Source organism: Actinomyces sp. Z16, assembly GCF_003111765.1.
Lineage (GTDB): Bacteria > Actinomycetota > Actinomycetes > Actinomycetales > Actinomycetaceae > Actinomyces > Actinomyces glycerinitolerans.
The window spans coordinates 266126-291535 of record NZ_CP027862.1 but is presented as its reverse complement, the minus strand read 5'-3'; the positions used below and the strand labels follow the sequence as shown (position 1 = coordinate 291535).

The following is a 25410-nucleotide window of genomic DNA, read 5'->3' as shown; positions in this document are numbered from 1 at the left end:
ATGATGCGATCCAGAGCCAGCACGCCCCGCCCCAGGCGCAGTCTGTCGGCCGCCCTGCTGACGCTATTACTGGCATGCGCACCCTTGGTGGCGTGCGCGCAGTATTTCGAAAGCGAACTGGACATTCCCGATTTTGATCCAGGAACCGCAAGCGGCGACCAAACCAACGCCCGGGCCGCTTTGGACTACCTCAGCCCCGACGGGCAGGTCGACGCTGGCCAGTGGGCTCCCGGACAGCAGACCCAAGAAAGGTGGAAGACACTTGAAGAAGGCCACTGGAACTCCAGCGGCCTGGAAGAACTCACCGCTGCCATGGCCGCCGTCTCGACCCTACGCACCGACAAAGACGACGAAACATCAGCAGCCGCCACCTGGATTGCCGCCGAATCAATTGAGTTCACCGCCAACCAGGTGCCCCTCAAGGACTTCACCTCAACCATGAAGCAGAATCTCGCCGTCCTGCTCGGCAACAGCCCCGAGGAGCTCGCTGGCCTGGCGAACGGCGGATCCTTAGAAGTCAATAACGTCTATGGCCTGTCTGGGATGGTCACCGACGCGCAGTTCGAGACCGCCCTGTACCGCGTCATTGATAACGAGAACGCCGCTGAAACCCTGACCTCCGCCATGCTCCAGTACCACCAAAACCGAATCGACTCAAAGATGACTACGGCCGCCGACCCCGAAACAACCCTGCTTGGGCAGTATCAGTCCGCCGCGCAGACCATGGGCTATCTCGATGGCATGGCCGAGCTACGCATGGACAACAGTACTTCAGACACCATCAACGCTGCCGACGTCGACACCGTGCTGCGCGCTCAGGCCTATGTTGATGCCGCACAGTACGGCCTGCTCAGCGACGCCGCCATGGAGGCCGCCGCCACCGGCAACAACGGCCAGCCCTTCTCCTTCTACACCGAGATCGACGGAAATCCCACCATCACCGCCCCCGACCCCATGACCCCCCAAGCAGCCCAGGAGTACATGGACTGGGACGGACTAGCCGCCGACCCCACCATGAACAGCCTTCACGTCAGTATCGAAGCAGGCTATAACCTCGGCTACGGCGAGGGGCAGGCGGCCAAAGCCATCACATGAACCGCCCCGCCCTTGCCTGCTCGGCGCCAACCCCACAGTCCAGCGGCCCCGCGTTGGAACCCTACGCGTGCGTTCCCCAGAACGGTCGCATCGAATTCCTGGGTAGTCTCCATCCCGCACAGGAGGGCCGAGCTGAGGGAGGCACCATGGGACGTGGCAGCAACCTGCCCCGGGTGGGCGGGTTCAACCGGGCCGTCGTACTGGAGGCGATCCGCCACTCCGCCGACGGACTCACCCGGGCACAGCTCGGGCGGATCACCGGTCTGGCGCCGCAGACGGTCTCCAATGTGACCCGTGAGTTGCTCAACCAGCAGCTGATCCGCGAGACCGGCATCGTGCCCCCCGGCGGCAGGGGGCGACCCGGCGTCGCCCTCAGTCTCAACCCTTCCGGAGGACTCGCCGTCGGCGTTCACATCGACCCATCCGCCCTGGGCATCGCGGTAGTGGACCTGACCGGCGAGATCGTCGCCGAGAACTACGGCCCGCTGCCCTCGCCCCAGGATGCCACGGCGGCAATCGCGCATCTGCACCACGAGGTCGAACGCATGGTGCAAGAGGCCTCGGTTCCGCGCGGCAGGCTGCTGGGCATCGGCGTCGCCGCACCCGGACCGATAGACGACGACGCCGGCACCGTCAGTCCGCCCCTATTGCCGGGCTGGGGCACGGTACCGCTGCGCGACCTGCTGGCCCGACAGACGGGCCTGGACGTCGTCCTGGACAAGGACGTCACGGCGGTGGCCAAGGCGCACCTATGGACCGGCGAGTCGCCGGATCCGGCCGACTTTCTGGTGTTCTACCTCGGCGCCGGCGCCGCGATCTCCCCCGTGATCGCCGGGCAGGTGGTACGAGGGACAACCGGCAACGCGGGCGAAACCATGCACCTGCCCGGAGACCCGCTCTCAGCCTCGCCGCGCGGCCGCATCCTGGGCACCTCGCTGGGCGAGCGCGAGCTGGTGGCGCATGCGCGCGAGCTCGGCATGACGCTTCCGGGCGAGGTCGACTCGTGGAATCCCCATGAAATCGAGGAGGGCTTCACCGACCTGCTGGTCCGCGCCGGTCGGGGGGAGGCAACGGCGATCGAGGTGTTCGCCTCGGCGGGGCGTGTGCTGGGCGCTGCCGTACTGGCCGTGGCCGAACTGCTGGACATATCCGCAATCGTCATCACCGGCCCGCGCTGGGCCGCCATGCGGCCGCTGTGCGAACCCGAGTTGCAACACGCGATCGCCGATCACACGCTGCACGGGCAACCGCGTCCGCTGAACTTACACACCTCCTCGCTCGGCGAACGTGCCGGTACCGTGGGAGCGGCCTGTCTCGTGCTTGACCGCCTCTTCTCGCCGACTCCGGCAACGCTGCTCATCGGGAGTTGAGGGCCCGCGCTTGATCCCCAGGATGCGGTCGATGCCGAACAGGCGAGGTGGAGCCCGGGTCCGCCCACTGAGATCGGCCGCAACAGCGGCGCGCAAAACCATCACCGGCCTCGCATGGCGCATGCAGAAAACACCAAAAGCGGGCGATGGCCCCCAGGCACAGCGGCTACTCCCTGCGATGACTGTTTACGCGTTCCACCGACGGTTCGGCACTTCGCCCCAGCGCTTCGGCAGTTCTGGCGACGGTTCGGCACTGTGATGTCTCAGGACATCGGTGACAGTTCTGCCTCAGGACATCGGTGACACTTGGTGTATCAGGACATCGGTGACACTTGTGGTGGTTCGCGGGGGCCGGCACGGTTGGAGCGTGGGCTGGGGGTCGTGGTGGCGGCCGCTGTAACCCACGGCCGGGTCGGGCCGGGGACAGCCCGGGGGTCTCTCCGGCAAAGTCGACCAACCAGGGCCTCGTAAGTCGGGTCAGGGCCCGCTTTACGGCCGCAGCACGCCGGCCCGGTCAGGCTCCAGAAGCCACCAGCCGATGGCCCGCTGGTCGCAAGGATGCGGTCACCGCCCCGCGCGGGGCGTCATCAGGCCACCGGACGATCGCCAGACGCACACGCGGATCAACACCACTACTGTTGGACTTCCTGACTGAGCTCATGCGCCCAAAAGCACACCAGAACTGTCACCCCCAACAACCCACGAACTGTCACCGATGTCCTGACACAGAACTGTCACCGATGTCCTGAGACATAACAGCGACGGTTCGGCACCCAGCAGTACGAACCGTCACCGCGGAGTACGAATCGTTGACCGGAAGGTACGAACCGTCGTCGTAAGTGCCGAAACGTCGTGCGCCCGCTCCCGGCCACGGTCCACGCTCCGCCCACACACCCTTATATAACGACTAAGCAACGTCCTCCAGGACGGCTTGACAGTATTTTATCCATTTGATGGAGTATTTAGTGATGGCGTCACAGTGGACGCCCCGGCGCAAAGGAGCCCACCCATGCCCCACTCAACCCCCGCACCCCTAACCCACCCGAACCCGAGCCGTCGCAGCTTCCTCATCGGCGCCTCACTCGCCTCGGCGACCGCCGCACTCGCCGCCTGCTCGAACTCCTCAAGCGAGCGCTCCAGCAGCACCCTCAAGATCGCCTACCAGAAGACTTCGGCCTTCACCCAGCTCGAGGACCTGTTGACCAAGGCCAAGGACGAGTTCGAGGCGGCTAACTCCGAGGTAACCATCGAGCTGGTGCCGATCGAGGCCGAACAGGACCAGTACTTCACCAAGCTGGCGCTGATGAACGGCTCGGACTCCACCGCCCCGGATGTCATGTACGAGGACTCCTTCCAGGTCCGCTCAGACGCCGCCGCCGGTTACCTCATGCCCATCGACGAGTACGTGGAGGCCTGGGAGGACTGGGATCAGTTCGTCGACTCCGCCAAGGAGGCCGGGCTCGGCGACGACGGCAAGCTGTATGGCGTCTCCATGGGCACCGACACCCGCGGCATCTACTTCAACAAGCAGATCTTCGCCCAAGCGGGACTGCCCGAGGACTGGCAGCCGACCACCTGGGATGAGATTCTCGACGCCGCCCGCACCATCAAGACGCAGGTCCCGGATGTCATCCCACTGAACATCTTCGTCGCCAAGGCCGGCGGCGAGATGACCTCCATGCAGGGCTTTGAGATGCTCCTGTCCGGCACCGACTCCGAACTCCTGTACAACACCGACACTCAGAAGTGGGTCACTGGCTCACAGGGCTTCATCGACTCACTGGCCTTCATGGACACGGTCTACGCCGAAGAACTCGGCCCCAGCCTGGACGTTGCGCTCGACTCCGCCATCGGCAACCGCGTCTCCACCGAGCTGCTCCCCCAAGGCAAACTGGCCATGGCGATCGACGGCTCCTGGATGCCCGGCGGCTGGATCTCCGGCGACAACCCCTGGCCGGAGTGGGAGGAGACGATGGGCTTCGCGATGATGCCCACGCAGAACGGCCAGGGCGATGGGTTCACGTCCATGTCCGGCGGCTGGACGTTGGCCGTCGGCTCCAAATGCGCCAACCCCGACGCCGCATTCCAATTCATCTCGATCGCCCTGAACTACGAGAACACCCTCAAATACGACACGGAGAACGCTCAGGTCGCCGTACGCATGGACGTAGCCGAGTCCGAGGACTACCTCTCCTACAACCCCAGTTTCGAGTTCTTCTCGAGCTTGGTTCCGTACACGCACTTCCGCCCCACCACCCCCGACTACTCGCAGATCTCCGGGAACATCCAGATCGCCTGCGAGTCCGTGGTCACCGACGACGCCACCCCCGAGGAGGCAGCGGCCACCTACGACTCCGGCCTGGTCTCCATCGTCGGCGAGGACGGCACCGAGGCGGCCTCCAAATGACCACGCCCGCCACATTCGGCTCGACGGCGGCGGGTAGAGGCGCAACGTCGGCCCGACGCCGTCACTCCGGCAGGACCCTCCGCCGCACCGCCCCACTGATTCCGGCCGTCGTCCTGCTCGCCCTGTTCCTGCTCGGCCCGATCATCTACTCCCTGTACGGGTCACTGACCGACCGGGCCATGAGCGGTTACAAGGCGGCCGCGCCACAGTTCGTGGGCCTGGGCAATTACGTGACTCTCTTCTCCGACCCGGCCTTCCTGAAATCGATTCTCCTGACGGCGGTCTTCGTCTTCGCCTCGGCTATCGTCGGGCAGAACGTACTGGGCATGGTGCTGGCGGTCCTCATGCGCCACTGCGCGCGGCCACTGGCCTCCCTGGTGGGCGGGATCGTCGTGGTGGCCTGGGCGCTGCCGGAGATCGTCGCGGCCTTCGCCTGCTACGCCTTCTTCGCCTCGGAGGGCACCCTCAATTCGATGCTCTCCTTCATCGGCCTGGAAGGCCCGAAATGGCTGCTCGTCTTCCCCATGCTGTCGGTCATACTCGCCAATGTCTGGCGCGGCACCGCATTTTCGATGATGCAGTACAACGCCGCGCTCGCCGAGGTACCTCCGGAGGTCAAGGAGTCCGCCGCCATCGACGGGGCCTCCACCGCGCAGACTTTCTTCCGCATCACGCTGCCGATCATTCGCCGTTCCATCGCCACCAACCTCATGCTCACCACCCTGCAGACGCTGGGCGTGTTCACCCTCATCTGGGTGATGACCGGCGGTGGCCCGGGCACGAGCTCCTCCACCCTGCCGGTGCTCGCCTACCAGGAGGCGTTCAAATTCTCCCAGGTCGGCTACGGCACGGCGATCGCCACCGTCACGCTGCTGGTGGGGGCGCTCTTCTCCGTCGTCTACATGAAACTGCTCAAACCGGAGGTGGACTGACATGCCTGACATGCAGCAGTCACCCACAGCATCGCTCAGACTCTCCTCGCCGCGCGGGCACGGGCTCAAGATCGTTGCCTCGGTGATTATGGCGCTGATCGGGGTCTGCTTCCTGATCCCACTCGCATGGATCATCCTGTCCGCCTTCGACCCCGCGGCCACCGTGTCCATCTCCGTCCCCGAGACCTGGACCCTGTCCAACTTCACCGAGATCGCCAACGTCGACGAGACTCTGCGTCCGCTCTGGAACTCCCTGCTGATCTCCTTCGGCACCGCGGCGATCACCGTGGTGGTGGCCACGCTCGCCGCCTACCCGCTGTCACGCTTCCAGATGCGCTTCAACAAGGGCTTCATGTACACGATCCTGTTCGGCACCTGCCTGCCGATCACGGCCATGATGGTGCCCGTCTACTCCCTGTTCGTCAGCTTCCAGTTGCTCGACTCGGTTGCAGGCACCATTCTGTTCATGGCGGCCACCTCCCTGCCGATGGCCATCTGGATGATGAAGAACTTCATGGACTCCGTACCGATCTCCCTGGAGGAGGCCTCCTGGGTGGACGGCGCCTCCGCTATGACCGCCCTGTGGCGGATCGTGGTTCCACTGATGAAGCCCGGCATCGCCGTGGTGTTCATCTTCGTGTTCACCGGCGCCTGGGGCAACTTCTTCGTGCCCTTCGTGCTGCTGTTCTCCCCCGAGCATCAGCCCGCCGCGGTAGCCATCTACAACTTCTTCGGCACGCATGGATCGATCGCCTACGGCAAGCTGGCTGCCTTCTCCATCTTCTACTCCACCCCCGTGCTGCTGCTCTACCTGATCGTGCAGCGCCGCGTTGGCGGAGGCTTCGCCATGGCCGGCGCCGTCAAGGGCTGATCCGACGCCAACACCTCACCGCAGACGAGACCAGGAACAACCACCACATGCATTCCAATCCCCTCCTGACCGAGCAGCGCGCCGAACGCCTGCTGCGCGACCACGTCCGTCCGGCGATCTACCGCGATCGCCTGCCCCTGGAGCTGTCGGCCTGGCAGGCACCGGGCGAGCCGGTCCACTTCACCCGGGCCGTCACCGAGGACTACTCCCCCATCGCCGTCGGCACCCCCTGGGGACCGCCGTGGGGCACCACTTGGTTCCACGCGATTGGGAACGTGCCCGCGGCATGGCGCCGGGCGGAGGGCACGCACGTGGAGCTGAGCATCGACCTGGGTTTCACCGCCGCACAGCCCGGATTCCAGGCCGAGGGCCTGCTGCTGCGCCCCGACGGCTCGGCGGTCAAGGCGCTTTCCCCGCGCAACCACACGGTCCCCTGGGACGGCGAGCCGGATGCTATCGACGTCTACGTGGAGGCTGCCTCCAACCCGGATGTGGCCGGGGGCTTCGGCTTCTCCCCCACGCCCTACGGCTACCGGGAGACCGCGGGCAGCGACCCGCTGTACCGCCTGGGCCGCGCCGATGTGGCCCTGCGCGACGACGTCGTGTGGGAGCTGGTTCAGGATCTGGCCGTCCTGCTGGAGCTGGCGGCCGCCCTGCCGGAGGACTCCACCCGCCGCGCCCGCATCGATACGGCGCTGGAGCGTGCCGCCGACCTCGTCGATCCCGCCGACGTGGCCGGCACCGCGCCGACGGCCCGGGACGCGCTGGCCGGCGTGCTCGCCTGCCGGGCCAATGCGAGCGCGCACCACGTGCTCGCCGTCGGGCATGCGCATATCGACTCCGCCTGGCTGTGGCCGGTGCGCGAGACGGTGCGCAAATGCGTACGTACCTTCTCCAGTGCGCTGGCGCTGATGGATCAGGATCCGGACTTCGTCTTCGCCTGTTCCTCCGCCCAGCAGTACCAGTGGGTCAAACAGGCTCAGCCGGAGCTTTTTGAGCGCATCCGGCAGCGGGTGGCCGAGGGACGCTTCGTGCCCGTGGGCGGCATGTGGTTGGAGTCGGACACGAATATGCCCGGATCGGAGGCACTCGCCCGCCAGTTCATTGAGGGGAAGCGGTTCTTCCTGGAGGAGTTCGGGGTGGAGACGCGGGATGTGTGGCTGCCGGACTCCTTCGGTTACAGCGGCTCACTGCCTCAGATCGCCCGGGCGGCCGGCTCCCCCTGGTTCCTGTCCCAGAAGCTGTCTTGGAACGACACCGATCGCATGCCGCACCACACGTTCTACTGGGAGGGTATCGACGGGTCTCGCGTACTGACTCACTTTCCCCCGGTGGACGCCTACAACGCCCGGCTGTCAGTCACCGAGCTGCACCACGCCGAGGCGAACTTCGCGGAGAAGGGCATCTGCACCACCTCGATCGTGCCCTTCGGCTACGGCGACGGCGGTGGCGGCCCCACCCGGGAGATGCTGGCGGCCGCGCACCGCTTCCAGGATCTTGAGGGTGTGCCGACGGTGGAGCTGGGCAGTCCGAATACCTTCTTCGAACGCGCCCAGGGCGAAGCCGAGGCCCTGTCCGCCGAAGGGGGCGGTGCCCGGCTGCCGGTGTGGAACGGGGAGATGTACCTGGAGTTCCACCGCGGCACCTACACCTCTCAGCTGCGCACCAAGCAGGGCAACCGCCGCAGTGAGCACCTGTTGCGGGAGGCCGAGTTGTGGGCGGCGACGGCGGCCGTCTACGCGGGCGCTCCCTACCCGTACGAGGCTTTGAAGGAGTCGTGGCGCACGGTGCTGCGCAACCAGTTCCACGACATTCTCCCGGGCACCTCCATCGGTTGGGTGTACCAGCGCACCGAGGCCGAGTACGCCGAGGTCGCGCGCACACTCGAAGGGGTGATCGGCGACGCCGCTGCGGCCCTCGTGGGGAGCGGGGACACTCCGCTGCTGCTCAACGCCGCCCCGGCGGCGCGCGACGGCGTGCCCGCGCTGGGCGCTGGCGAACCGGTGCCCGCCTTCGGCGAAGTGTCGGTGGAGCAGTCCGCGGGCGGATGGGTCATTGACAACGGGCTGCTCCGCCTGGTGCTCGACACCGCCGGCACCCTGACCTCAATCGTGGACCTGGAGGCCGGCCGGGAGCTGCTCCCGCCGGGCGCCCGGGCGGGCTTGTTGCAGCTGCACCGCGATACCCCGCGCCAGTGGGATGCCTGGGACATTGACGCCGAGTACCGGCACACGGTCCAAGACGTGCTCGATGTACGGGATCTGGAGGTCACGCGGGACGCGGACGGCGTGTGCGTGCGCCTTACCCGCGCGCTCGGACGGGCCTCCACCCTGGTGGAGCGCATCCGCCTGCACCCGGGCTCCAAGCAGGTGGTCTTCGACTTCGACGTCGACTGGCATGAGCGGCAGCAGCTGCTCAAGCTGGCATTCCCCCTGGACCTGGTGGCGGAGGCCTCCACCGCCGAAATGCAGTTCGGGCACGTGGCCCGCCCAACACATCAAAACACCTCCTGGGATGCCGCCCGCTACGAGATCTGCGCTCACCGCTGGATTCACGTGGGCGAGCCCGACTACGGGGTGGCAGTGCTGAACGACTCCACCTACGGCCACGACGTCACCCGGGACCTGGACGCCTTAGGTCACCCGATGACGACGGTACGACTGTCCCTGCTGCGCGCGCCGCTGTTCCCTGATCCGGAGGCCGACCAGGGGCAACACTCGCTCAGGGTCGCGCTGCGCCCGGGGGCCACGATCGACGACGCCGTGCGCGAGGGGTATGCCTTCAACCTGCCTTCACGCATGGTCACCGGCGCCCACGAGGTGGCCCCGATCGTGTCCGTCGACGGCACGGGCGTGGTCGTAGAGACGGTCAAACTCGCCGAGGATCGCAGCGGCGACGTCGTCGTCCGCCTGTACGAGTCACTGGGGGCCCGCACCCGCGGCGCAGTCACCACCGGCTTCGCCGCCGCCTCGGTAGTCACCACCGATCTGTTGGAGCGCCCGAGCGACGACGTCGAGTTGCGCACCGTTCCCGCCGAGGCCGCCAACGGCGCGCAGGCGGGCGCCCTGACCAGCGACTTCGAGCTGCGCCCCTTCCAGATCCTCACGCTGAGGATCGCCCGGGTGTGATCGGTGGGCGCCGCCGACTACGGCACCCGCGCAGTGCAGGAACCCGGGCAGCATGCCGCGCCCCGAACCTCGAGGCGAGTCGGCTCAGTCCTTCTCAATCGCGATGTCACCGGGGTCACCGCCCGCACCATCATGGCCGTAGATCAAGGACTGCCCGTCGCTGATACCGGTGTTGAGGCCTCGATTCGCGTTCATGAATACGCCTTCCGGGTCGTGCTCGGGCGCGACGTCATCGGCCCAGTTGTGGACCTCAATACTCTGCCGGCGGGTCGGCGGGTTATCGAGGTTGAAGCTGACTACGCCGTCGGCGCCGGTGGAGTACCACGAATACGGTTCCCCGAACTCATCCTGGAGGTACTCGGAGTTGAAGGCGTCAAGGTCGGCAAACAAACCTTGGTTGACCGCCTCCGCATAGGCTTGGGATTCCAGCGTGCTCCGAGTGATGGTGATCGGGTTGTCGAACTCCGCGTCCGCGCCTGCAATATCCGTCATGCGCTCAACGCCGATGGCATTCAGGTATCCGTACGCATTGCCCATATTCTGGCCCATGCCCCCCACGTCGCCGGCGTCGGCCATGCCGGAGTAATCGGCCATAGCAGCATCGACGAACGCCTTGGAGATGGTTGCGGCAGCATCCTGATTGTCAATTAGCCGGTAGATCAGCGTGGTGTACACGCTGTTGGCATCACCGCTGTTCTTGCTGTCATAGTCCCTGTACAGGCCCAATCCCTTGGTGGTGCCGCCACCGGCCACCCCGCTGCCCTCGTCGGCGGTGCTGGCCACCACCACGGCCAGGTTCTCCTTCATGGCCTCCGTGTAGTCCTCGAAGGGCACCTGGTCGACGGCGAACTCGATCGACCTGGCAACCGTCCAGGTTGCCGCGGCAGAGGTCTCCTCATCCTGGCCGCCGCGCATGGTTGACACGGCCGCCATGGCAGCCGTGAGCTCCTCCAGGGCGTCGGAGTCCCAGCTGCGGTCGGCGAGCTCCTCCCACCGCTCCTGGGTCCGCTCCCCCGGCACCCACCAACCGCCACTCATCTCACCATCGGGGTTGAGGTACTCGAACGCAGCTCGGGCGTTGGCCTGGTCGGTGACGGCGTCAGGCTCGAAGCCGGGAATGTCCAGGCCGTGCTCGCCCGAATCCGCCGTACACGCCACCATTGGCATGCAGGCCAGCAGTAGTGCCAGCAGGAGCGTTTTAGTCCTTCTTGATCGCGATCTCACCGGGCTCACCCCCTATGCCGTCCCCTCCACGGATCAGGCAGACCCCTCTGCGGACCCCGGCGTTCACGCCACTGTCCGCACGCATGACCGCGTATTCAGGATCGTGTTCGGCACGGATCGCGTTGGCCCAGTCATGGACACCGTCCCTCTGTTCGCTGGTCGGCGGGTTGTCGAGGTTGAAGGTGGTGGTGCCGTCCGCGTTGGTGGTGTACCAGGAGTAGGGCTCACCACTGCCTGCATGCTGTAGGTATTCGGGATTGAAGGCCTCCGGGTCGGTGAACAGCCCCTGGTTAACCGCATCGGCATAGGCCATGGCCTCCAGCGCAGAACGCGTTGTGCCGATCGGGTTGTCGAACTCCGCGTTGGCACCCATGACATCCACCATGCGCTCACCGCCGATTACAGTCAGGTACCCGTACACGCTCCCAACAATCTGATACTTCATTTCAAGCGTCGTCACGTCGCCAACGTCCGGATAACGTCCCATAGCCGCATCAAACAACGCCGAACGGATGTTCGCAGCGGCGGCTTTGTTGTCAATAACTCGATAGACCATCGTTGTATACAGGCTGTTGGCGTCGTCCAGGTCCTTGCCCTTCTCACCCTGATACAAGCCCAATCCCTTAGGGGAACCGCCCGTAGCGACTTTCACTCCTTCGTCCGCGGTGTTGACCACCACCACCGCCAGGTTCTGCTTCATCGCGTCGGTGTAATACCTGGACGGCACCTGGTCGACGGCGAACTCGATCGACCTTGCGGTGACCCAGGTCGCCGCGGCTGAGGTCTCCTCATCCGGGCTGCCACGCAGGGTCGACGCCGCCGCCATAGCCGCCGTCAGCTCCTCCAGGGTGCTGGAGTCCCAGCTGCCGGCAAGCGTCTCCCACCGCTCCCGAGTCCGCTCCCCCGGCACCCACCTGCCATCGGTCAACTCGCCATCAGGGCTCAGGTAGTCCAAAGCAGTCTGAGCATTAGCCTGGTCGTCCTGGCCTGCGGCACCGGGGTCGAAGCCGGGGATATCGAAGGCGTCCCCGCGTGAACCAAGCGAGCAGGCCTCCAGCGGTGCACACGTCATCAGCAGTACCAACACGGCCGCCGCCAGTCGAAAACTGATAGTGCGCTGTGTCATGGTTCATCGGTGGGCTGGACAATAATCGTCTGGATCTCCGCCACCGGGATGCTAGTGGTTGTGGTGGTGGTGAGGGGGGTGAGGTTGCCGGTTTGTCCGGTGGATGAGGTCCAGCTGGCGGTGTATAGGACGCTGATGTCTAGTGGGTTAACGGAGTCTTCCAGGTGGGCGGAGCTGCGGGTGAACATGATCATGCAGTCGGTGCCCAGGTAGTCGTTCTGCTCGGTCCAGGGGATACCGAAGCCGGTGCAGTCGACCTCGCTGTCGGGGCCGAGAAGTCGAGCTTGTTGGAGGCCGCGGTCACGGTCACGCTGGTTGAGCCGGCGGTGGCCTGGATCTCGACTCGGCTGGGGGTGTTGTTGGTGGTCCAGATCCAGGTGGCGAAGCCGACAATGGTGGCTTGGCTGTCGCCGATCTTGGGGTTGTAGTCGATGGCGGGGGCGGGGATGCTGACGCTTTCCCAGACGGTGGTGGCCAGAGTGGCGGGATCGACGTGTGGGGCCGGCGGGGTATCATCGGCGACTACCCAGATCACGGTGGGGTTGTTGTTGACGAACTCGTGTTGTGCCTTCACGAAGCTTTGGACGTCGGGGAATACCGAGGGGTCGCAGTAGGAGCGCCACCACTGACCGTTGGTGTCCTCGGCGTGGTCTTCCCAGTCGGCGTACAGGGGTTTGAGTCCGGGGGCGCTTTTGGGGGCATTGCGGTAGATCTCCGCGATCTCGGGGCCGGTGTAGGTGGGTTTGTAGCCGCATGAGGGCGGGACTTGTACGACCTGGGTGGAGGAGGTGACCGTCTGGCTGGTCGGCGTGCTACCGGGGGAGGTGTAGGTCACGGTCACCGATGCCTCGATGGAGCCCCCGCCGTCACCGGAAGCCGAGACACCAGCAGACGAGGACTGGGAATTCGTCGTACTTTCCCGATCGATTGCTTGGGGGTTGTCGGTGATTAGGAGGGTTGAGGTCAGGGCAAGGACGGCGGCGAGCAGGGCATGGATTTTCCGGGTGCGCATCGACTGTCACTCCACGGTGCACTCGTTGGTGGACGTGGTGGTCTCTGCAGTTGCCAGCCAGGTTCCGTCGTCGGCGGGGGTCATGACGGTGTTGACTTCGAAGCGGAGTTGGCGGTTCGGGTCGGTGATGTCGTTGCCATTGGCGTCCACGGTGGTCACCTGGGTTTGATCATTGCACTCTGTAATCTCTGCGTAGGTGCCGTCTTCGGCGACGGACACCTCGGTGATTGCTACTCGCACCGGCGGATTATCCCGTTCGCCCTTGCTGCTGAGCAGTTCTGCTTCCTCCTGCAGGTGCGCCAGATAGGTCCCTGTTGCGACGGTGGGCAGGTTCTCGATGCCTTCGCCGGTCGACCAGATGCGCCAGGTGACTTGGTCATAGGCGACGTAGTCAACCAGTGCCTTGGTCTGTGCTTCGGTGAGGTCTTCGGGGATGGAGACCATGTGGTAGCCCAGCTCCTGGTCTGACAGAGACTCAAGGGTAGGGGCGGCAGCAGACGCCGACGCGGAGGCCGCCGCCGCGGCAGCCGACTCAGACGCCTCCGCCGACGCCGCAGCCTCCGGATCATAGGTAGGGATATTCAGAGGATTATCGTCCGCCTCAGACGAACACGCCACCAGAGGCGCACAGGCCAGCAACAGTGCCAGCACAGCAGCCACCGGGCGGTGCCGACCGTGGCGCGATATGCGGGTTGAAGGTTGCATGTTTGACGGTTCTCCTTAGAGTTCGGCGTAGTGACAGGAATCAGTCGTCGGTGCTGGAGGCCGTGTCCTCGGCCTCGGGCGTGGGCGAGGGAACTACGACGCGCGTACTGGTTGCGGAGGCCAACTCCGGTATCTGGGCCAGCGCAGGCTCAAGGACGGCATGGAACTTATCCACCTGCTCATCCAGACCCTCCTCAGGACCCCAGTATGTCAGGCGAGCCAGCAGCACCTGGGTGTCGTCATAGCGCCAAGCCACATAGATCTCAACACCATCGGTCCACACCCAACCCTCGCCCTCCACACCCTCGAAAGTCACCTCCCGGGCGGTGTCGGGGTACTCAACGGGAATATCATCAAACTCCACCAGCCCATCGCTGGTATAAAGGTCTGTACCGATGCCGTAGTCGATCTCGAGTAACCCGAACGGGTTGCCGTCGGAGTCCATGTTGCAGCTGTAGCTGTAGCCGGATTCGCCGGTCTCCACGTTCGTTGTGGGGCTGGTGCTGTAGCTGTACCAGTAGGTGTCAAAACCGAGGATGTTATGGAGGTCCTGGTTGGGGAAGACACCACAGATCGTCTCATCCGCCAGAGGCGTCTCCGGCGGCTGCGTGGTCTCGTCCGAACCATTAATGAGTCCGCACGCAGCCAGGGAGGTTACCAGGCACAAGGCCGCAGCGGCCCTACCCCACCACCACCGGATTGCGCGTCCGGGTTCTCTGGTCCTACTTCCTCTTGATTGCGACTGCACCGTCTTCATCTCCCTACCTCCCTTCGCCGTCACCGTCCTGAACCACCATCAGCCATCCCACGAGAGTCTTCTCCCGGGCGTCTCATGGTTCGTCGGTGGGCTGGACGATAATCGTCTGGATCTCCGCCACCGGGATGTTGGTGGTTGTGGATGTGGTGTGGGTGTCCATCGAGCCCGAAGCGCCGTCGGTGGCGGTGTAGGTGATCGCGTAGGACACTTTGATGTCTACCGGGGTGACGCTGTCCTTGAAGTGCGCGCTGGACCGGTTGAACACGATCTTGCAGTCGGTGCCCTTGGCGTCGTTCTCTTCAGTCCAGGGGATGCCGAAGCCGGTGCACTTGGCGGTGCCGTCCTTGGGCTGGAGGGTCAGCATGGAGGCCGTGGCGGTGATCGTGGCGGTGGTGGCCCCCGCGGTGGCGGTCACGGTCACTTCCTTCGGGGTGTCGCCGGTGGCCCACACCCAGGTATCCATACCCACAATCGTGGCCCCCACATCCCCAACCATCGGGTTATAGCCGATCGTCGCAGTAGGGATCGTCACCGCATCCCACGCCGCCTGAGCCAACGTCTCACCATCTATCTCCGGCTCCGGGGGCGAGCCACCAGCGGGAACCCATACAGCCATGTTCCTCTCAACCCAACTCTTTGACAGCGTGCTGAAGTCCGCAAGATCATCCCCCCTGTAATACTCGGGAGAGCACCAGGGAATGTACCAATACCCCTCCGAGTCGGACGCATGAGACTCGTAATCCGGGAAACGAGAACGATATTCTTCCAGCGTATGACCACTAAAACGGGTGACATTATAGATAGTATCATTCGACTCCAACGAGCTAGCAGTCTCCTCACCCGTCTTATACGGAATATACCAGCACACCGGATGCACACTCGCGGTCACCGCCTGCGACCACGTCGAAGCGCCACCGCCAGAACCGGCCGACCCATCCGCCGCAGCGGACACCGAGGTCGCCGTGACACTTATCGTCACCGAACCATCCCCACCAGACGACACCGAACCAGACGACGAACCGACTTCGGTATCCGACTCCCTAAAGGCCAGGGCGGTAGGAGAACCGACGAGAGACACGACTGCGGAAAACATGGCCACAACAAGAACAACAGCCAGCTGTTTACACGTATTCATAATTCAGACCACACACTTACCTTCAGATAATGTAGACTCGTCCGAATCCTTCCATACTCCGTCTTCATATTCCATGGTAACCAAAATCTCATAACGACCCTGGAGGGTTTCCGGATTGCTAATATCATTGCCATCGGCATCGTAAGCTACGAGATCTGACTGATCGGAACACGTAAGCACCTGGGCCTGTGTGGGACTCATGGCGAACACCTCCATTACAGAAATCCGCACTGTCCCCTCTGTCCGACCATCACCAAGCGAGTCGTAGCTCTCCTTCAGGATCTGATAAGACTCTGCGGTCATGAGCGGTTCAGCATTTTCCACACCTGACCTGGTGAACCAGATGTTCCAAGTCACCTCATCGTAGGTGACGAACGCTTTGATAACCTCGGTCTGCTGCGCATCCAGGTCCTCAGGGATCGACGTGATCACATGCCGCTCGGTGGACAGCGACTCCGCCGTCACCACACCCGCAGCCTCAGCAGAAGCTGCTGCCGACGCAGACGCCTCAGCCGCAGCAGCCGACTCCGAGGCCTCCGCCGATGCCGCAGCCTCCGGATCGTAGGTGGGGATATTCAAGGGGTTGTCATCCGAACCCGACGAACACGCCACCAGAGGCGCACAGGCCAGCAACAGTGCCAGCACAGCAGCCACCGGGCGGTGTCGACCGTGGCGCGATATGCGGGTTGAAGGTTGCATGTTTGACGGTTCTCCTTATGGTTCGGCGTAGTGACAGGAATCAGTCGTCGGTGCTGGTGACCGTATCCTCGGCCTCGGGCGTGGGTGAAGGAACAGTGACGTGGGTGGGGGTTGCGGAAGCCAACTCGGGAATCTGGGCCAGGGCCGGCTCAAGGATCGCGTGGAACCTCTCCACCTGCTCATCCAGACCCTCCTCAGGACCCCAATAAGTCAACCTGGCCAACAGCACCTGGTTGTCGTTGTAACGCCAGGCCACATAGATACTGACATCAAAGGTCCACACCCAGCCCTCGCCCTCCACACCCTCGAAACTGGTTTCCTGGGCGGTGTCGGGGAACTCGGAACTGATACTGTCGAACTCGACCAGTCCATAACTGCCAGTATCAAGATATGTCCCGACACCATAGCTGATGTCAATCAGCCCGAAAGGGCCGCGATCGGAGCTCATGTCACAGCTGTATCTGTAGCCAGACACCCCGGTATTCACATTCGACGTGGGACTGGTGCTATAGCTGTACCAGTAGGTGTTGAAACCGAGGATGTTCTGGAGGTCCTGGTTGGGGAAGAGACCGCAGATAGTTTCATCCGCAAGCGGTGTGTCGGACGGCTGCGTGGGCCCATCCGACCCATTGATGAGTCCGCACGCAGCCAAGGACACGGATAGGCTTAAGGCGGTGACGGCTCGACCGCACCACTGCCGCCGGTTTAGCCTTCTGGCGGCGTTGCCAGACTGTCTAGTCCCTTTTGATGGTGATGTCACCGTCTTTACCTCCCTCGCCGTCACTGCCCTGGACCAGCCGCTGCCCACCACTGGTAGCAGTCTCGACGTCATGGTTGTTTGGTTGGTCTGGTGTTGAGGGCTTGGATTTCGGCGACGGGGATGGTGGTGGTCGTGCTGGTGGTATGAGTGTCCATGGTGCCGGTGGCCCCGTCGGTGGCGGTATATTCGATGGCGTAGGACACCTTCACATCCACCGGGGTCACATTGTCCTTGAAGTGCGCACTGGAGCGATCGAAGACGATGACGCAGTCGGTGCCGATCCGATCGTTGTCCTCACTCCACGGGATCCCGAAGCCCGTGCACTTGGCGACTCCATCCTTGGGCTGAAGAGTAAGCATGGAGGCAGTGGCAGTGACGCTGGCCGACACCGGACCCGCCGTAGCCGTCACCCGTACTTCCTTAGGCGTATCACCGGTGGCCCACACCCAGGTGTCCCAACCCACGATCGTAGCCTGCAAGTCCCCGACCATCGGGTTGTAGCCGATCGTCGCCGTAGGAATCGTCACCGCATCCCACGCCGCCCGCGCCAACGTCGCACCATCGACCACCGGCTCCGGAGCCGCACTCCCGGCAGGCACGTAGACCGGGCCGTTGTTGGCGTAGTAGTCCGCCATGACCTCCCCGAAATCGCGTTCATCACCGTCAGCCATGTACCGTGAATCGCACACCGGGATGTACCAGCGCCCCTCCGTGTCATCCGCATACGACTCATAGTCCGGGAAGCGGGCCTTATAGTCATCCCACGTGTCGCCACGTGTAGTACTCATGTAATCGGTGGCCATCGGCGAGTCAATATACTTCGCCCGCTCCGCGCCGGTGTCGCTCTGCTCGTACCAGCACACCGGATGCACGGCCGCGGTCACCGACTGCGACGACACAACCGCCCCGGCCGAGCCCGAACCATCCGCCGCAGCCGACACGAACTCCGCAGACACCGCAATCTGCACCGAACCATCCCCACCCGACGACACCGAACCAGACGAGCTGCTGCCTACATTCGAGTCTTTGCCGTATGCGGCGTATGCCGCGGGGGACAAGACATGCATGGAGACTAGACAAAGGAATGCCGCTATCACCCTCAAGCATTTGGTTGATGCCACCATAATTCACGCCACACATTCATTTGCGGAAAGCGTTTGTTCGTCGGCCGCCTTCCAAGTGCCATCTTCGTAAACCATGGTCACTGCTTTTCCGAAGCGTTGTTGTAGAGTCTCAGGGTTGCTGACGTCATTGCCGTCGACATCGTAGTCCACCAGGTTTGTCTGGTCGTCACAGACCTCGACCGTGGCTTTAGGCGGCGAGTCATAGGGTGAGGTCAGGAAGACCGAAATCACCGAGATTCTCACGGTGCCATCGGTGCGGCCGTCTACAGCATTCTCATAATTGACTTTGAGGGTCTGGTATGCCTCGGCGGTCATGAGGGGTTCGGCGTTCTCTACGCCGGTGCGGGTGAACCAGATGTTCCAGGTGACCTGGTCGTAGTTGATGAAGGCCTTCAGAATCTCGGTCTGCTGCTCGTCAAGGTCTTCGGGGATGGAGGTGACTTCGTAGCGGTCGGTGGACAGCGACTCCGCCGTCACCACCCCGGCGGCCTCCGCCGAGGCCGCAGCAGACGCGGAGGCCGCCGCTGCGGCAGCCGACTCCGAGGCCTCGGCCGAGGCCATCGCCTCCGGATCATAGGTGGGGATGCCCAGGGGGTTGTCATCGGAATCGGACGAGCACGCCACCAGCGGTGTGCAGGCCAGCAGCAGGGCCGCAGCGCCTGCGGTGGCACGGCGCAGCCCCGGATGAGACAGGTATGTTGATAGTTGCATGCTAGGCGGTTCTCCTTATGGGTTCGGTACGGTGACAAGGGTTAGTCGTCGGTGCCGGTGGCTGCGTCCTCGGCTTCAGGCGTGGGTGAAGGGACGATCACGTGGGTGGGGGTTGCGGAGGCCAGCTCGGGGATCAGGGCCAGGGCCGGCTCAAGAACAGCATGGAACTTCTCCACCTGCTCATCCAGATCCTCATCCGGACCCCAATAAGTCAACCGAGCCAACAGCACCTGCGTGTCGTTGTAACGCCAGGCCACATAGATCTCAACACCATCGGTCCACACCCAACCCTCACCCTCCACACCCTCGAAAGTCACCTCCCGGGCGGTATCGGAGTACTCAACGGGAATATCATCGAACTCCAACGCAGGTTGCGCACTGGGCTGCACTTGGCTTCCGATGCGGTAGTCGATCTCGATCAGTCCGAACGGATCACGGTCGGAGTCCATATCGCAGCTGTAGCTGTAACCAGACTGGCCGGTCTCCACATCCGATGTGGGACCGGTCATGTAGTCATACCAGTAGGTGTCAAAACCGAGGCTCTCCCGGAGCTCCTGGTTGGGGAAGATACCGCACATGATCTCATCCGCCAGCGGAGTGCTCGGAGCACGGATCGGTTCCTCCGAGCCATCAATAAGACCGCACGCAGCCAGGGACGTCGCCAGGCACAAGGCCGCAACAGACCGAGCATGCCACCAATGGCGCTGACTTCGGTCGTTGTGGCCAGACCGTCTAGTCCCGCTTGATCGTGATATCACCGTCTTTACCTCCCTCTCCATCACCGCCTTGAACCAGCCGCTGACCTCTACTGACACCCGTGTTGATGCCACGATTCGCGTGTCTGATTGCGCCTTCGGGGTCGTGTTCGGAGCTGATATCGTCGGCCCAGTAGTGAATCTGCTTGTTCTGCTCATCGGTTGGTGGGTTGTCGAGGTTGAAGGTGGTGGCGCCGTCCTCGTTGGTGGTGTACCAGGAGTAGGGCTCACCACTGCCTGCATGCTGGAGGTACTCTGAGTTGAAGGCCTCCGGGTCGGCGATGAGCCCCCGGTTGACGGCCTCGGCGTAGGCCTGGGCCTCCAGCGATGAAGGGGTGCCGGTACCGGGGACGTCGACGTCGGGCAGGTCGTCGGGGTTGAGCTGGTCGACCATGATCGGCTTGGTCACGGTCGTACCCACGCTCCAGGCCAGCTTCGCGGCCGGGCCGGTCACCCCGGCACCGACCACGGTGGTCAACACACTGACCACGGTGCCCATAGCGTCCTCGGCGGCCTTCTTCTCAGCCGCCGAGGCCTCCTTGAGGTCGGTCAGGCGCTCACTCCCGATCGCGTCCAGGTACCCGTACACGCACCCAACTTTCTCGTACTTATCTTCCAGCTGCTCTGGCGTGATGATGTTGGGGAACTCGGCCATGGCGGCGTTGGTGAAGGCGGAGGTGATGGTGGCGGCGGCGTTCTCATTGTCAATGAGCCGGTAGACCAGCGTGGTGTACAGGCTGTCGTCATCCAGCTCACCGGCCAGGCTTAGTTCCTCGGGGAGGCGCCAATGGCGACCTTGACGCCTTGGTCGGCGGTGTTAGCCACCACCACGGACAGGTTCTCCTTCATGGCCTCCGTGTAGCTCGCGAAGGGGACCTGGTCGACGGCGAACTCCATGGACCTGGCAACAGTCCAGGTGGCCGCGGCGGCGGTGTCCGCTTCGTCGCTGCCGCGCATGGCGGAGTTCCCGGCCATGGCGGCCGTGAAACCGTCCAGGCCTACCTCACCGTCCCACTCGCGGCCCGTCAACAGCTCCCACCGCTTCTTGGACTGCTCCCCCGGCACCCACTGCCCGTTACTCATCTGACCGTCGGGGTTGAGATACTTGAAAGCCGCCTCGGGATTGTTACCCATGGCCATCGTCACCCCATACAGGGGGTCCATCGAGTAACCACGCAGCGCCTTGCCCTCGTCGTAGCGCACCCCGTAATCGTCGTCATACCAGCCTTGTAGCGAGTCCGGGGTGCTGCTGGCCGCTGCCCCATCAAAGGGCAGGTCCTCCAACTGGTCGGCCAGATCCACCAGGGTATTGGTGTCGTAGACGGCATCGTCGGCTGCCAGCAGCGCGTTCAGCGCCGACATCCGCCCCCGATGCCCCTTGACCGTCACCGACTCATACATCGCATCCGACCAGGAGTCGTGGCCCTCAGGCGTAGATTCGGAGTTGGTGGCTGAGGCCAGCACCCGCCCCAGCACGTCCACCGCCTGATCCAGACCATCCCTGTCAACATGAAGAACACCTTCCTTGTCGACGCTGTTGTAGTGCCACTGCAGGTTAAGCACGAAGTCCAGGTAGTAGTCCACTCCACCGAAGGTGGTCACCACCGCATCCCCGTAGGCGGGCACATCTTGATATCGGGCCATGTCATCAAGGACCTGCTCCACGGTGCGGCCGTCCTCGGACACGCCATCGGGGCTGCCACTAGCCTGCTGCAGGGCCTCGGCGTCCTTCGCGCCATTGGTTACCGCCTCACCGTTATAGATCATGACATTGGCCGGGGTGTCCTCTACACCGTCGGGCAGGTAGTAGGAGATGAGATCACCGTCCATCGGTGTAATCCCGTTGGAGTTCATCTCCACCGCCTGATTCAGCCGCACCTGCAGCTCGTCCGCCGTTAGTGACAAGTCACCGATGCGCACGTGCGGGAGTGCCCACCACTCGACTTTGTCGCGGATATCGGCGGGATCGTCCCTCTCCGTATTTGCCCTGCTTATGGAGTCCAGCTCCGAAATATTCGAGGAGGTGAAGCTCTTCAAGGAATCAATGAATGCCTGTAGGTCTTCCTCATGTATATATACGTAAGCCATATGTCACTCCTGTACGATCTGACCAACAATCCCGTCGAGTAGCCGGCCGCGAAAGGCGTACGACCAACGCATGCCGAGGCTCATCCATACGCCGGCGCATCAATGAGCAGGCAACAACCAGTGGGTGGTACGGTTACGTGTCCAGCGCACCCTCCAGGTTGTACCAATCATTATAGATTGCGGTCACCATCTCGCTGATCAGGTCCTCGTAGTCATCGGCCTTCGGCGACTTCCACGCGTCCGACAGATCCTGGGACAAGGTCTCAGCCTTGTTGCTGCCATCCTCCAGACCGAGTTCCGCACGGGAGTCCTGCACCAGCGCACGAAGCTCCTCAATGGCCTCCTGCTTCTCCTCATCCGCCACAACAAAACACCTTCCTAACGTATAACAAGGACTCTCTCGTCACTTTCGTCCCTTTATAACTGCTTGGTGGGCATAACGCTGAACCGACGTCATCGACCAGGGGCGAGGACCACACCTCTGCCAATCCACCGCTGAACGCGCTCAAACCTCCAACATCGCCGTAGGAAGTCTGACGAACCGTCCTCGTCGTCGGCGTCGAAGCCGCCGTCAGCGGCTGTGCCTGCGTAGAAGTTGTGTGACATGGCTGGCTCAGGGCCCCTTCCCCCGGACCAGGGCCCGGGCGCGCCAACAGGAACACACCCGCTCCCAGCCACGCAACGACCTGGTGGGACGGGTTAGACACCAGGACGTTATCACAGCTTGACCGACACGAGAAGTGCGAGCACCCGACTCCGCCCGCCTGCCCGGGGCTCGGCCCCGCTCACTCGGCCCCGCTCACTCGGGCCAGGCGGCCTCGGCCTGGGCCAGCGCCTCCTTGGAGTCCAGTTCGCCGGTGGTCCACTGGGTCAGGGCGCTCCACAGCGCGTCCGTGCCCACCCCCGACGGCATCGAGTCCGAGGCATCGAAGCGGATCACGGACTGGCGCGACTGCAGCAGCAGGGTGGCGCGCCTGGCGACGTCGGAGCGCATCTGTGACGCATCCACACTCCGGTTAGCGGTGGCCACACCGCCGAGGTCGACGCGCCGCTGCGCCCACTCGGCGCTGGAAAGGTACGTCATGACCGCCTCAACGGCCTCGGGATCGGCCCCGTCCTCGGCGGCTTCTCCGGTGGCGGGTGCGCCCGCGGACAGCTGCACCAGGAAGTCGCCGCCGACGATCACCGGGGTGCCGATGTCGTCATCGACCACCCCCGGGACGAGGAACGCGGAGACGACCCCACCCGTCGTCGCGGACGTCTGGGAGGCCGTGGCCTGTGCCGCGGCGCTTTCCGCCGGCGCGGCGGACCCGCTCGCCCCCGCACCGGCAGCGGTGGTGGTTCCAGATCCCGGAGCACCACCGATGGCAACGACTTCCGCCCCCTCGGGCAGCAGGTTCTCGTACCCGGAGGAGGCGTGCAGCATGTAGCAGGACCCGTCCAGAAGCTGCGCGCCGGCCTCCTCCAGGCTCGTCTGCACGGCCTGCTGGCCGCCGCCGGGGACGTTCCCATCGGCGAGGAGCAGGGTGCCCACCGTGTCCAGCGCGCCCACCGCGGAGGCGTCATCCAGCGCGACGGCATGGTTCGCCCAGGCGTCATAGGCGCCGACGCCGTCGGTGGCCAGCAGCGCCTCCTCCAACCAGTCGCTTACGACCCAGCCGGTCGAGTCGCCGTCGGAGGCGCCCAGGCACCAGGGGGTGACGACGGCGTCGGCCCCGTCGCCCTCCTTTTCAGCGTCGCCGGCTTCCGCGTCCTCGGCACTCCCGTCACCGTCGTCGCCACCGGATGCGTCATCGGCGTCGGTGGCATTGTCGGCGGCGATCCGCTCGGTGAGTGCGACCAGTTCATCCCAGGTGCCGGGCACCTCGTAGCCCGCCTGCGCGAACGCGACCGGCGAGTACCAGATGAAGGACTTCACCGACGCCATCAGCGGCGCGGCGTACAAGACCCCGTCCACCGAGCCGACGTCCATCCAGGCGCGGTCCCAGCCGAGCTCAACGTTGGCGCCCACCGAGTCCGGTACGGCCACCAGCACTCCGGCGCGCGCCAGGTCGCCCACCAGGCCTGGCTGGGGGACGACGGCGAGGTCCGGAAGCTCCGTAGCCACCTGCTTCTCTCCGGTTGCGTCCGCGTCGTCCGTGGCCTCCGGCCCAGTCGCCGCGGCGCCGACCGCCTGCCGCAGCAGGGACTCCAGATCATCCGAACCGTTCTGGACGACGTCGATGCCGGTGCACTCCTCGAACTGTTCGACGGAGGCGTCGAAGCGCTCCGCCTCCGTGCCGGTGAAGGCGGTGGCGATGGTGACCGTGACGCCGTCGGGGAACTCCCCGTAATCGGCCAGTGCGGCGCAGGGGCCGGTCCCGGTGGCGGTGGGGTCGACGTCGTCGCCCGTAGAGCAGGCGGTCAGGCCGCCGGTGAGCAGCAGCAGTGCCGCCGCTGCCGGGGCGACGTGGGCGGCGGCATGCCGCAGGGTGTTCCGCGACCGTTTCATGAGCTCCTCCGGGTTCGTTCCACAACGGCGTCCAGCACGGCCGCACAACCATCGTGCCATACCGTATCGGTAACGATATCCCCTTGCTCCTTAACCCACTGCGGCGCCGAGCCCATGACGGCCCCGACGCCCGCCCAGCGCAGCATCTCGACGTCATTGGTGCCGTCACCCACGGCGATGGCGTGGTCGGAGTCGGTGCCGATCCTGGTCACCAGTGCCTGAAGGGCGGAGGCCTTGGTGATGCCCTGCGGGGCGACGTCGAGCCAGGCGGTCCAGCCGACCGCGTACTCCACCGAATGCAGTGCGGCCCGCCCGACGACGGCGGTGAACTCATCCACCGGCATGCCCGGCGCCCGCAGTACCACCCGGGTGACCTCACCGCGACGCAGCTCCTCCAGGGGCACGACCGTCTGTTTCTCGATCAGCTCCCCGTCGGGGAAGGGCCGGGACACGCGGAAGCCGGCGCCCAGGTCCTCCACCGCGATGATCCCATCCGGGACCGCCTCCAGCAGGGTGTCGATGGCGGTGGCCGGGTTGAAGGTGCGCGAGTCGACGACCTCGTAGCCGCCCGGGGCGACCGGGGTCATCCGCAGCGTGATGGCGCCGTTGGCGCACACCATCCACCCGTCGGTCAGGCCCAGGCGACGGGCGACCGGCAGGGCGGCGGAGATGCCGCGCCCGGTGGCGATGACCACCTGCACGCCGTGGTGGCGCATGCGGGCGATCGACGCCATGACGCGCTCGGAGACGCCGCCGTCCAGGTCCAGGATGGTGCCGTCCACATCCAGGGCCACCATCAGCCGCCCACCGGGGGCCAGGTTCGCCGTCCCGTCGACGCCGATCGCGTCCAGGCGGTCCAGGTCGGCCATGCGCGCGCGCACCAGCGCGTGGTAGTCATCATGGGACAGCGGGCGATCGTATCCGGGCCCGTAGACGCCGACCGTCTGGGAGTTCCAGGCGGCCGAGCCGATCAGCGGGGTGTCGTCGTCGTTCCGGGTTGACATGTCAGAGCGCCGACGA

At 64.5% G+C, this 25410-nt stretch carries 23 protein-coding genes; 6 read left to right on the top strand and 17 right to left on the bottom strand.

The features are described 5' to 3' along the window. The 6 genes from C3B71_RS01235 to C3B71_RS01210 all read left to right on the top strand — a co-directional run bounded on the left by C3B71_RS01235 (nucleotide 1) and on the right by C3B71_RS01210 (nucleotide 9803). Nucleotides 1–1095, top strand: coding sequence for a DUF6571 family protein (locus C3B71_RS01235; protein WP_159097603.1), 1095 nt, complete (start codon nucleotides 1–3; stop codon nucleotides 1093–1095). Between the two features lie 146 nt (nucleotides 1096–1241). Continuing rightward, complete coding sequence (locus C3B71_RS01230; protein ID WP_159097602.1) at nucleotides 1242–2465, top strand: ROK family protein; 1224 nt, start codon at nucleotides 1242–1244, stop codon at nucleotides 2463–2465. A 1009-nt stretch (nucleotides 2466–3474) separates the two neighbouring features. Continuing rightward, a complete protein-coding gene (locus C3B71_RS01225) occupies nucleotides 3475–4872 on the top strand; it encodes an extracellular solute-binding protein (RefSeq protein WP_108965559.1) in 1398 nt (465 codons plus the stop codon). Continuing rightward, a complete protein-coding gene (locus C3B71_RS01220) occupies nucleotides 4869–5804 on the top strand; it encodes a carbohydrate ABC transporter permease (protein ID WP_108965557.1) in 936 nt (311 codons plus the stop codon). Before C3B71_RS01225 ends, C3B71_RS01220 begins: the two co-directional genes overlap by 4 nt. A gap of 1 nt (nucleotide 5805) precedes the next feature. Next, nucleotides 5806–6675 (top strand): carbohydrate ABC transporter permease, encoded by an 870-nt coding sequence (locus C3B71_RS01215; RefSeq protein ID WP_234416018.1) that lies wholly within the window; start codon nucleotides 5806–5808, stop codon nucleotides 6673–6675. Nucleotides 6676–6722: 47 nt separating this feature from the next. Continuing rightward, the gene (locus C3B71_RS01210; RefSeq protein WP_108965555.1) at nucleotides 6723–9803 is read left to right on the top strand and encodes an alpha-mannosidase; all 3081 of its coding nucleotides are present in this window, start codon (nucleotides 6723–6725) and stop codon (nucleotides 9801–9803) included. Nucleotides 9804–9887: 84 nt separating this feature from the next. Here C3B71_RS01210 and C3B71_RS01205 read toward each other — a convergent pair whose 3' ends face one another. The 17 genes from C3B71_RS01205 to C3B71_RS01125 all read right to left on the bottom strand — a co-directional run bounded on the left by C3B71_RS01205 (nucleotide 9888) and on the right by C3B71_RS01125 (nucleotide 25394). Further along, nucleotides 9888–11027 carry a DUF6571 family protein gene (locus C3B71_RS01205; RefSeq protein WP_146752383.1) on the bottom strand — a complete coding sequence of 380 codons (1140 nt, stop codon included), beginning with the start codon at nucleotides 11025–11027 and terminating at the stop codon, nucleotides 9888–9890. Next, nucleotides 11002–12153 carry a DUF6571 family protein gene (locus tag C3B71_RS01200; protein WP_108965551.1) on the bottom strand — a complete coding sequence of 384 codons (1152 nt, stop codon included), beginning with the start codon at nucleotides 12151–12153 and terminating at the stop codon, nucleotides 11002–11004. Before C3B71_RS01200 ends, C3B71_RS01205 begins: the two co-directional genes overlap by 26 nt. Then, nucleotides 12150–12341, bottom strand: coding sequence for a hypothetical protein (locus C3B71_RS01195; RefSeq protein WP_108965549.1), 192 nt, complete (start codon nucleotides 12339–12341; stop codon nucleotides 12150–12152). The genes C3B71_RS01200 and C3B71_RS01195 overlap by 4 nt, the downstream gene beginning before the upstream one ends. 2 nt (nucleotides 12342–12343) lie before the next feature. Beyond that, nucleotides 12344–13165, bottom strand: a complete 822-nt coding sequence (locus C3B71_RS01190) for a hypothetical protein (protein WP_108965547.1) — start codon at nucleotides 13163–13165, stop codon at nucleotides 12344–12346. A gap of 6 nt (nucleotides 13166–13171) precedes the next feature. Beyond that, nucleotides 13172–13870: a hypothetical protein gene (locus C3B71_RS15725; RefSeq protein ID WP_146752382.1), complete on the bottom strand. Its 699-nt coding sequence runs from the start codon at nucleotides 13868–13870 to the stop codon at nucleotides 13172–13174. A gap of 40 nt (nucleotides 13871–13910) precedes the next feature. Continuing rightward, nucleotides 13911–14537, bottom strand: a complete 627-nt coding sequence (locus tag C3B71_RS01180) for a hypothetical protein (protein WP_108965544.1) — start codon at nucleotides 14535–14537, stop codon at nucleotides 13911–13913. 163 nt (nucleotides 14538–14700) lie between these two features. Continuing rightward, nucleotides 14701–15243, bottom strand: a complete 543-nt coding sequence (locus C3B71_RS01175) for a hypothetical protein (protein ID WP_234416015.1) — start codon at nucleotides 15241–15243, stop codon at nucleotides 14701–14703. A 522-nt stretch (nucleotides 15244–15765) separates the two neighbouring features. Further along, nucleotides 15766–16461 (bottom strand): hypothetical protein, encoded by a 696-nt coding sequence (locus C3B71_RS01170; RefSeq protein WP_146752381.1) that lies wholly within the window; start codon nucleotides 16459–16461, stop codon nucleotides 15766–15768. Between the two features lie 40 nt (nucleotides 16462–16501). Beyond that, on the bottom strand, nucleotides 16502–16909 hold the full coding sequence (locus tag C3B71_RS01165) for a hypothetical protein (protein WP_146752380.1): 408 nt from the start codon (nucleotides 16907–16909) through the stop codon (nucleotides 16502–16504). A 380-nt stretch (nucleotides 16910–17289) separates the two neighbouring features. Beyond that, nucleotides 17290–18009, bottom strand: a complete 720-nt coding sequence (locus tag C3B71_RS01160) for a hypothetical protein (RefSeq protein ID WP_234416013.1) — start codon at nucleotides 18007–18009, stop codon at nucleotides 17290–17292. A gap of 339 nt (nucleotides 18010–18348) precedes the next feature. After that, entirely contained in the window at nucleotides 18349–19056 is a 708-nt protein-coding gene (locus C3B71_RS01155; RefSeq protein WP_108965536.1) for a hypothetical protein, read from the bottom strand. 41 nt (nucleotides 19057–19097) lie between these two features. Then, nucleotides 19098–19634, bottom strand: a complete 537-nt coding sequence (locus C3B71_RS01150) for a hypothetical protein (protein WP_108965534.1) — start codon at nucleotides 19632–19634, stop codon at nucleotides 19098–19100. 154 nt (nucleotides 19635–19788) lie between these two features. Then, nucleotides 19789–20547, bottom strand: coding sequence for a DUF6571 family protein (locus C3B71_RS01145; RefSeq protein WP_442778375.1), 759 nt, complete (start codon nucleotides 20545–20547; stop codon nucleotides 19789–19791). Between the two features lie 29 nt (nucleotides 20548–20576). Beyond that, complete coding sequence (locus tag C3B71_RS01140; protein ID WP_108965529.1) at nucleotides 20577–21899, bottom strand: DUF6571 family protein; 1323 nt, start codon at nucleotides 21897–21899, stop codon at nucleotides 20577–20579. Between the two features lie 133 nt (nucleotides 21900–22032). Continuing rightward, nucleotides 22033–22263 carry a hypothetical protein gene (locus C3B71_RS01135; RefSeq protein WP_073329779.1) on the bottom strand — a complete coding sequence of 77 codons (231 nt, stop codon included), beginning with the start codon at nucleotides 22261–22263 and terminating at the stop codon, nucleotides 22033–22035. Between the two features lie 435 nt (nucleotides 22264–22698). Continuing rightward, nucleotides 22699–24390: an ABC transporter substrate-binding protein gene (locus C3B71_RS01130; protein WP_108965527.1), complete on the bottom strand. Its 1692-nt coding sequence runs from the start codon at nucleotides 24388–24390 to the stop codon at nucleotides 22699–22701. Continuing rightward, on the bottom strand, nucleotides 24387–25394 hold the full coding sequence (locus C3B71_RS01125) for an HAD family hydrolase (protein ID WP_108965525.1): 1008 nt from the start codon (nucleotides 25392–25394) through the stop codon (nucleotides 24387–24389). The genes C3B71_RS01130 and C3B71_RS01125 overlap by 4 nt, the downstream gene beginning before the upstream one ends. Nucleotides 25395–25410: the final 16 nt, after the last annotated feature.

What these genes read in the sequence shown, in the direction of transcription:
- C3B71_RS01235 (WP_159097603.1), top strand. Translation starts at nt 1, where the DNA reads ATGATGCGATCCAGAGCCAGCACGCCCCGCCCCAGGCGCAGTCTGTCG.
- C3B71_RS01230 (WP_159097602.1), top strand. Translation starts at nt 1,242, where the DNA reads ATGGGACGTGGCAGCAACCTGCCCCGGGTGGGCGGGTTCAACCGGGCC.
- C3B71_RS01225 (WP_108965559.1), top strand. Translation starts at nt 3,475, where the DNA reads ATGCCCCACTCAACCCCCGCACCCCTAACCCACCCGAACCCGAGCCGT.
- C3B71_RS01220 (WP_108965557.1), top strand. Translation starts at nt 4,869, where the DNA reads ATGACCACGCCCGCCACATTCGGCTCGACGGCGGCGGGTAGAGGCGCA.
- C3B71_RS01215 (WP_234416018.1), top strand. Translation starts at nt 5,806, where the DNA reads ATGCCTGACATGCAGCAGTCACCCACAGCATCGCTCAGACTCTCCTCG.
- C3B71_RS01210 (WP_108965555.1), top strand. Translation starts at nt 6,723, where the DNA reads ATGCATTCCAATCCCCTCCTGACCGAGCAGCGCGCCGAACGCCTGCTG.
- C3B71_RS01200 (WP_108965551.1), bottom strand. Translation starts at nt 12,153, where the DNA reads ATGACACAGCGCACTATCAGTTTTCGACTGGCGGCGGCCGTGTTGGTA.
- C3B71_RS01195 (WP_108965549.1), bottom strand. Translation starts at nt 12,341, where the DNA reads ATGTTCACCCGCAGCTCCGCCCACCTGGAAGACTCCGTTAACCCACTA.
- C3B71_RS01190 (WP_108965547.1), bottom strand. Translation starts at nt 13,165, where the DNA reads ATGCGCACCCGGAAAATCCATGCCCTGCTCGCCGCCGTCCTTGCCCTG.
- C3B71_RS15725 (WP_146752382.1), bottom strand. Translation starts at nt 13,870, where the DNA reads ATGCAACCTTCAACCCGCATATCGCGCCACGGTCGGCACCGCCCGGTG.
- C3B71_RS01175 (WP_234416015.1), bottom strand. Translation starts at nt 15,243, where the DNA reads ATGGCTGTATGGGTTCCCGCTGGTGGCTCGCCCCCGGAGCCGGAGATA.
- C3B71_RS01170 (WP_146752381.1), bottom strand. Translation starts at nt 16,461, where the DNA reads ATGCAACCTTCAACCCGCATATCGCGCCACGGTCGACACCGCCCGGTG.
- C3B71_RS01165 (WP_146752380.1), bottom strand. Translation starts at nt 16,909, where the DNA reads ATGAGCTCCGATCGCGGCCCTTTCGGGCTGATTGACATCAGCTATGGT.
- C3B71_RS01160 (WP_234416013.1), bottom strand. Translation starts at nt 18,009, where the DNA reads ATGAGTACTACACGTGGCGACACGTGGGATGACTATAAGGCCCGCTTC.
- C3B71_RS01155 (WP_108965536.1), bottom strand. Translation starts at nt 19,056, where the DNA reads ATGCAACTATCAACATACCTGTCTCATCCGGGGCTGCGCCGTGCCACC.
- C3B71_RS01150 (WP_108965534.1), bottom strand. Translation starts at nt 19,634, where the DNA reads ATGTGCGGTATCTTCCCCAACCAGGAGCTCCGGGAGAGCCTCGGTTTT.
- C3B71_RS01140 (WP_108965529.1), bottom strand. Translation starts at nt 21,899, where the DNA reads ATGGCTTACGTATATATACATGAGGAAGACCTACAGGCATTCATTGAT.
- C3B71_RS01130 (WP_108965527.1), bottom strand. Translation starts at nt 24,390, where the DNA reads ATGAAACGGTCGCGGAACACCCTGCGGCATGCCGCCGCCCACGTCGCC.
- C3B71_RS01125 (WP_108965525.1), bottom strand. Translation starts at nt 25,394, where the DNA reads ATGTCAACCCGGAACGACGACGACACCCCGCTGATCGGCTCGGCCGCC.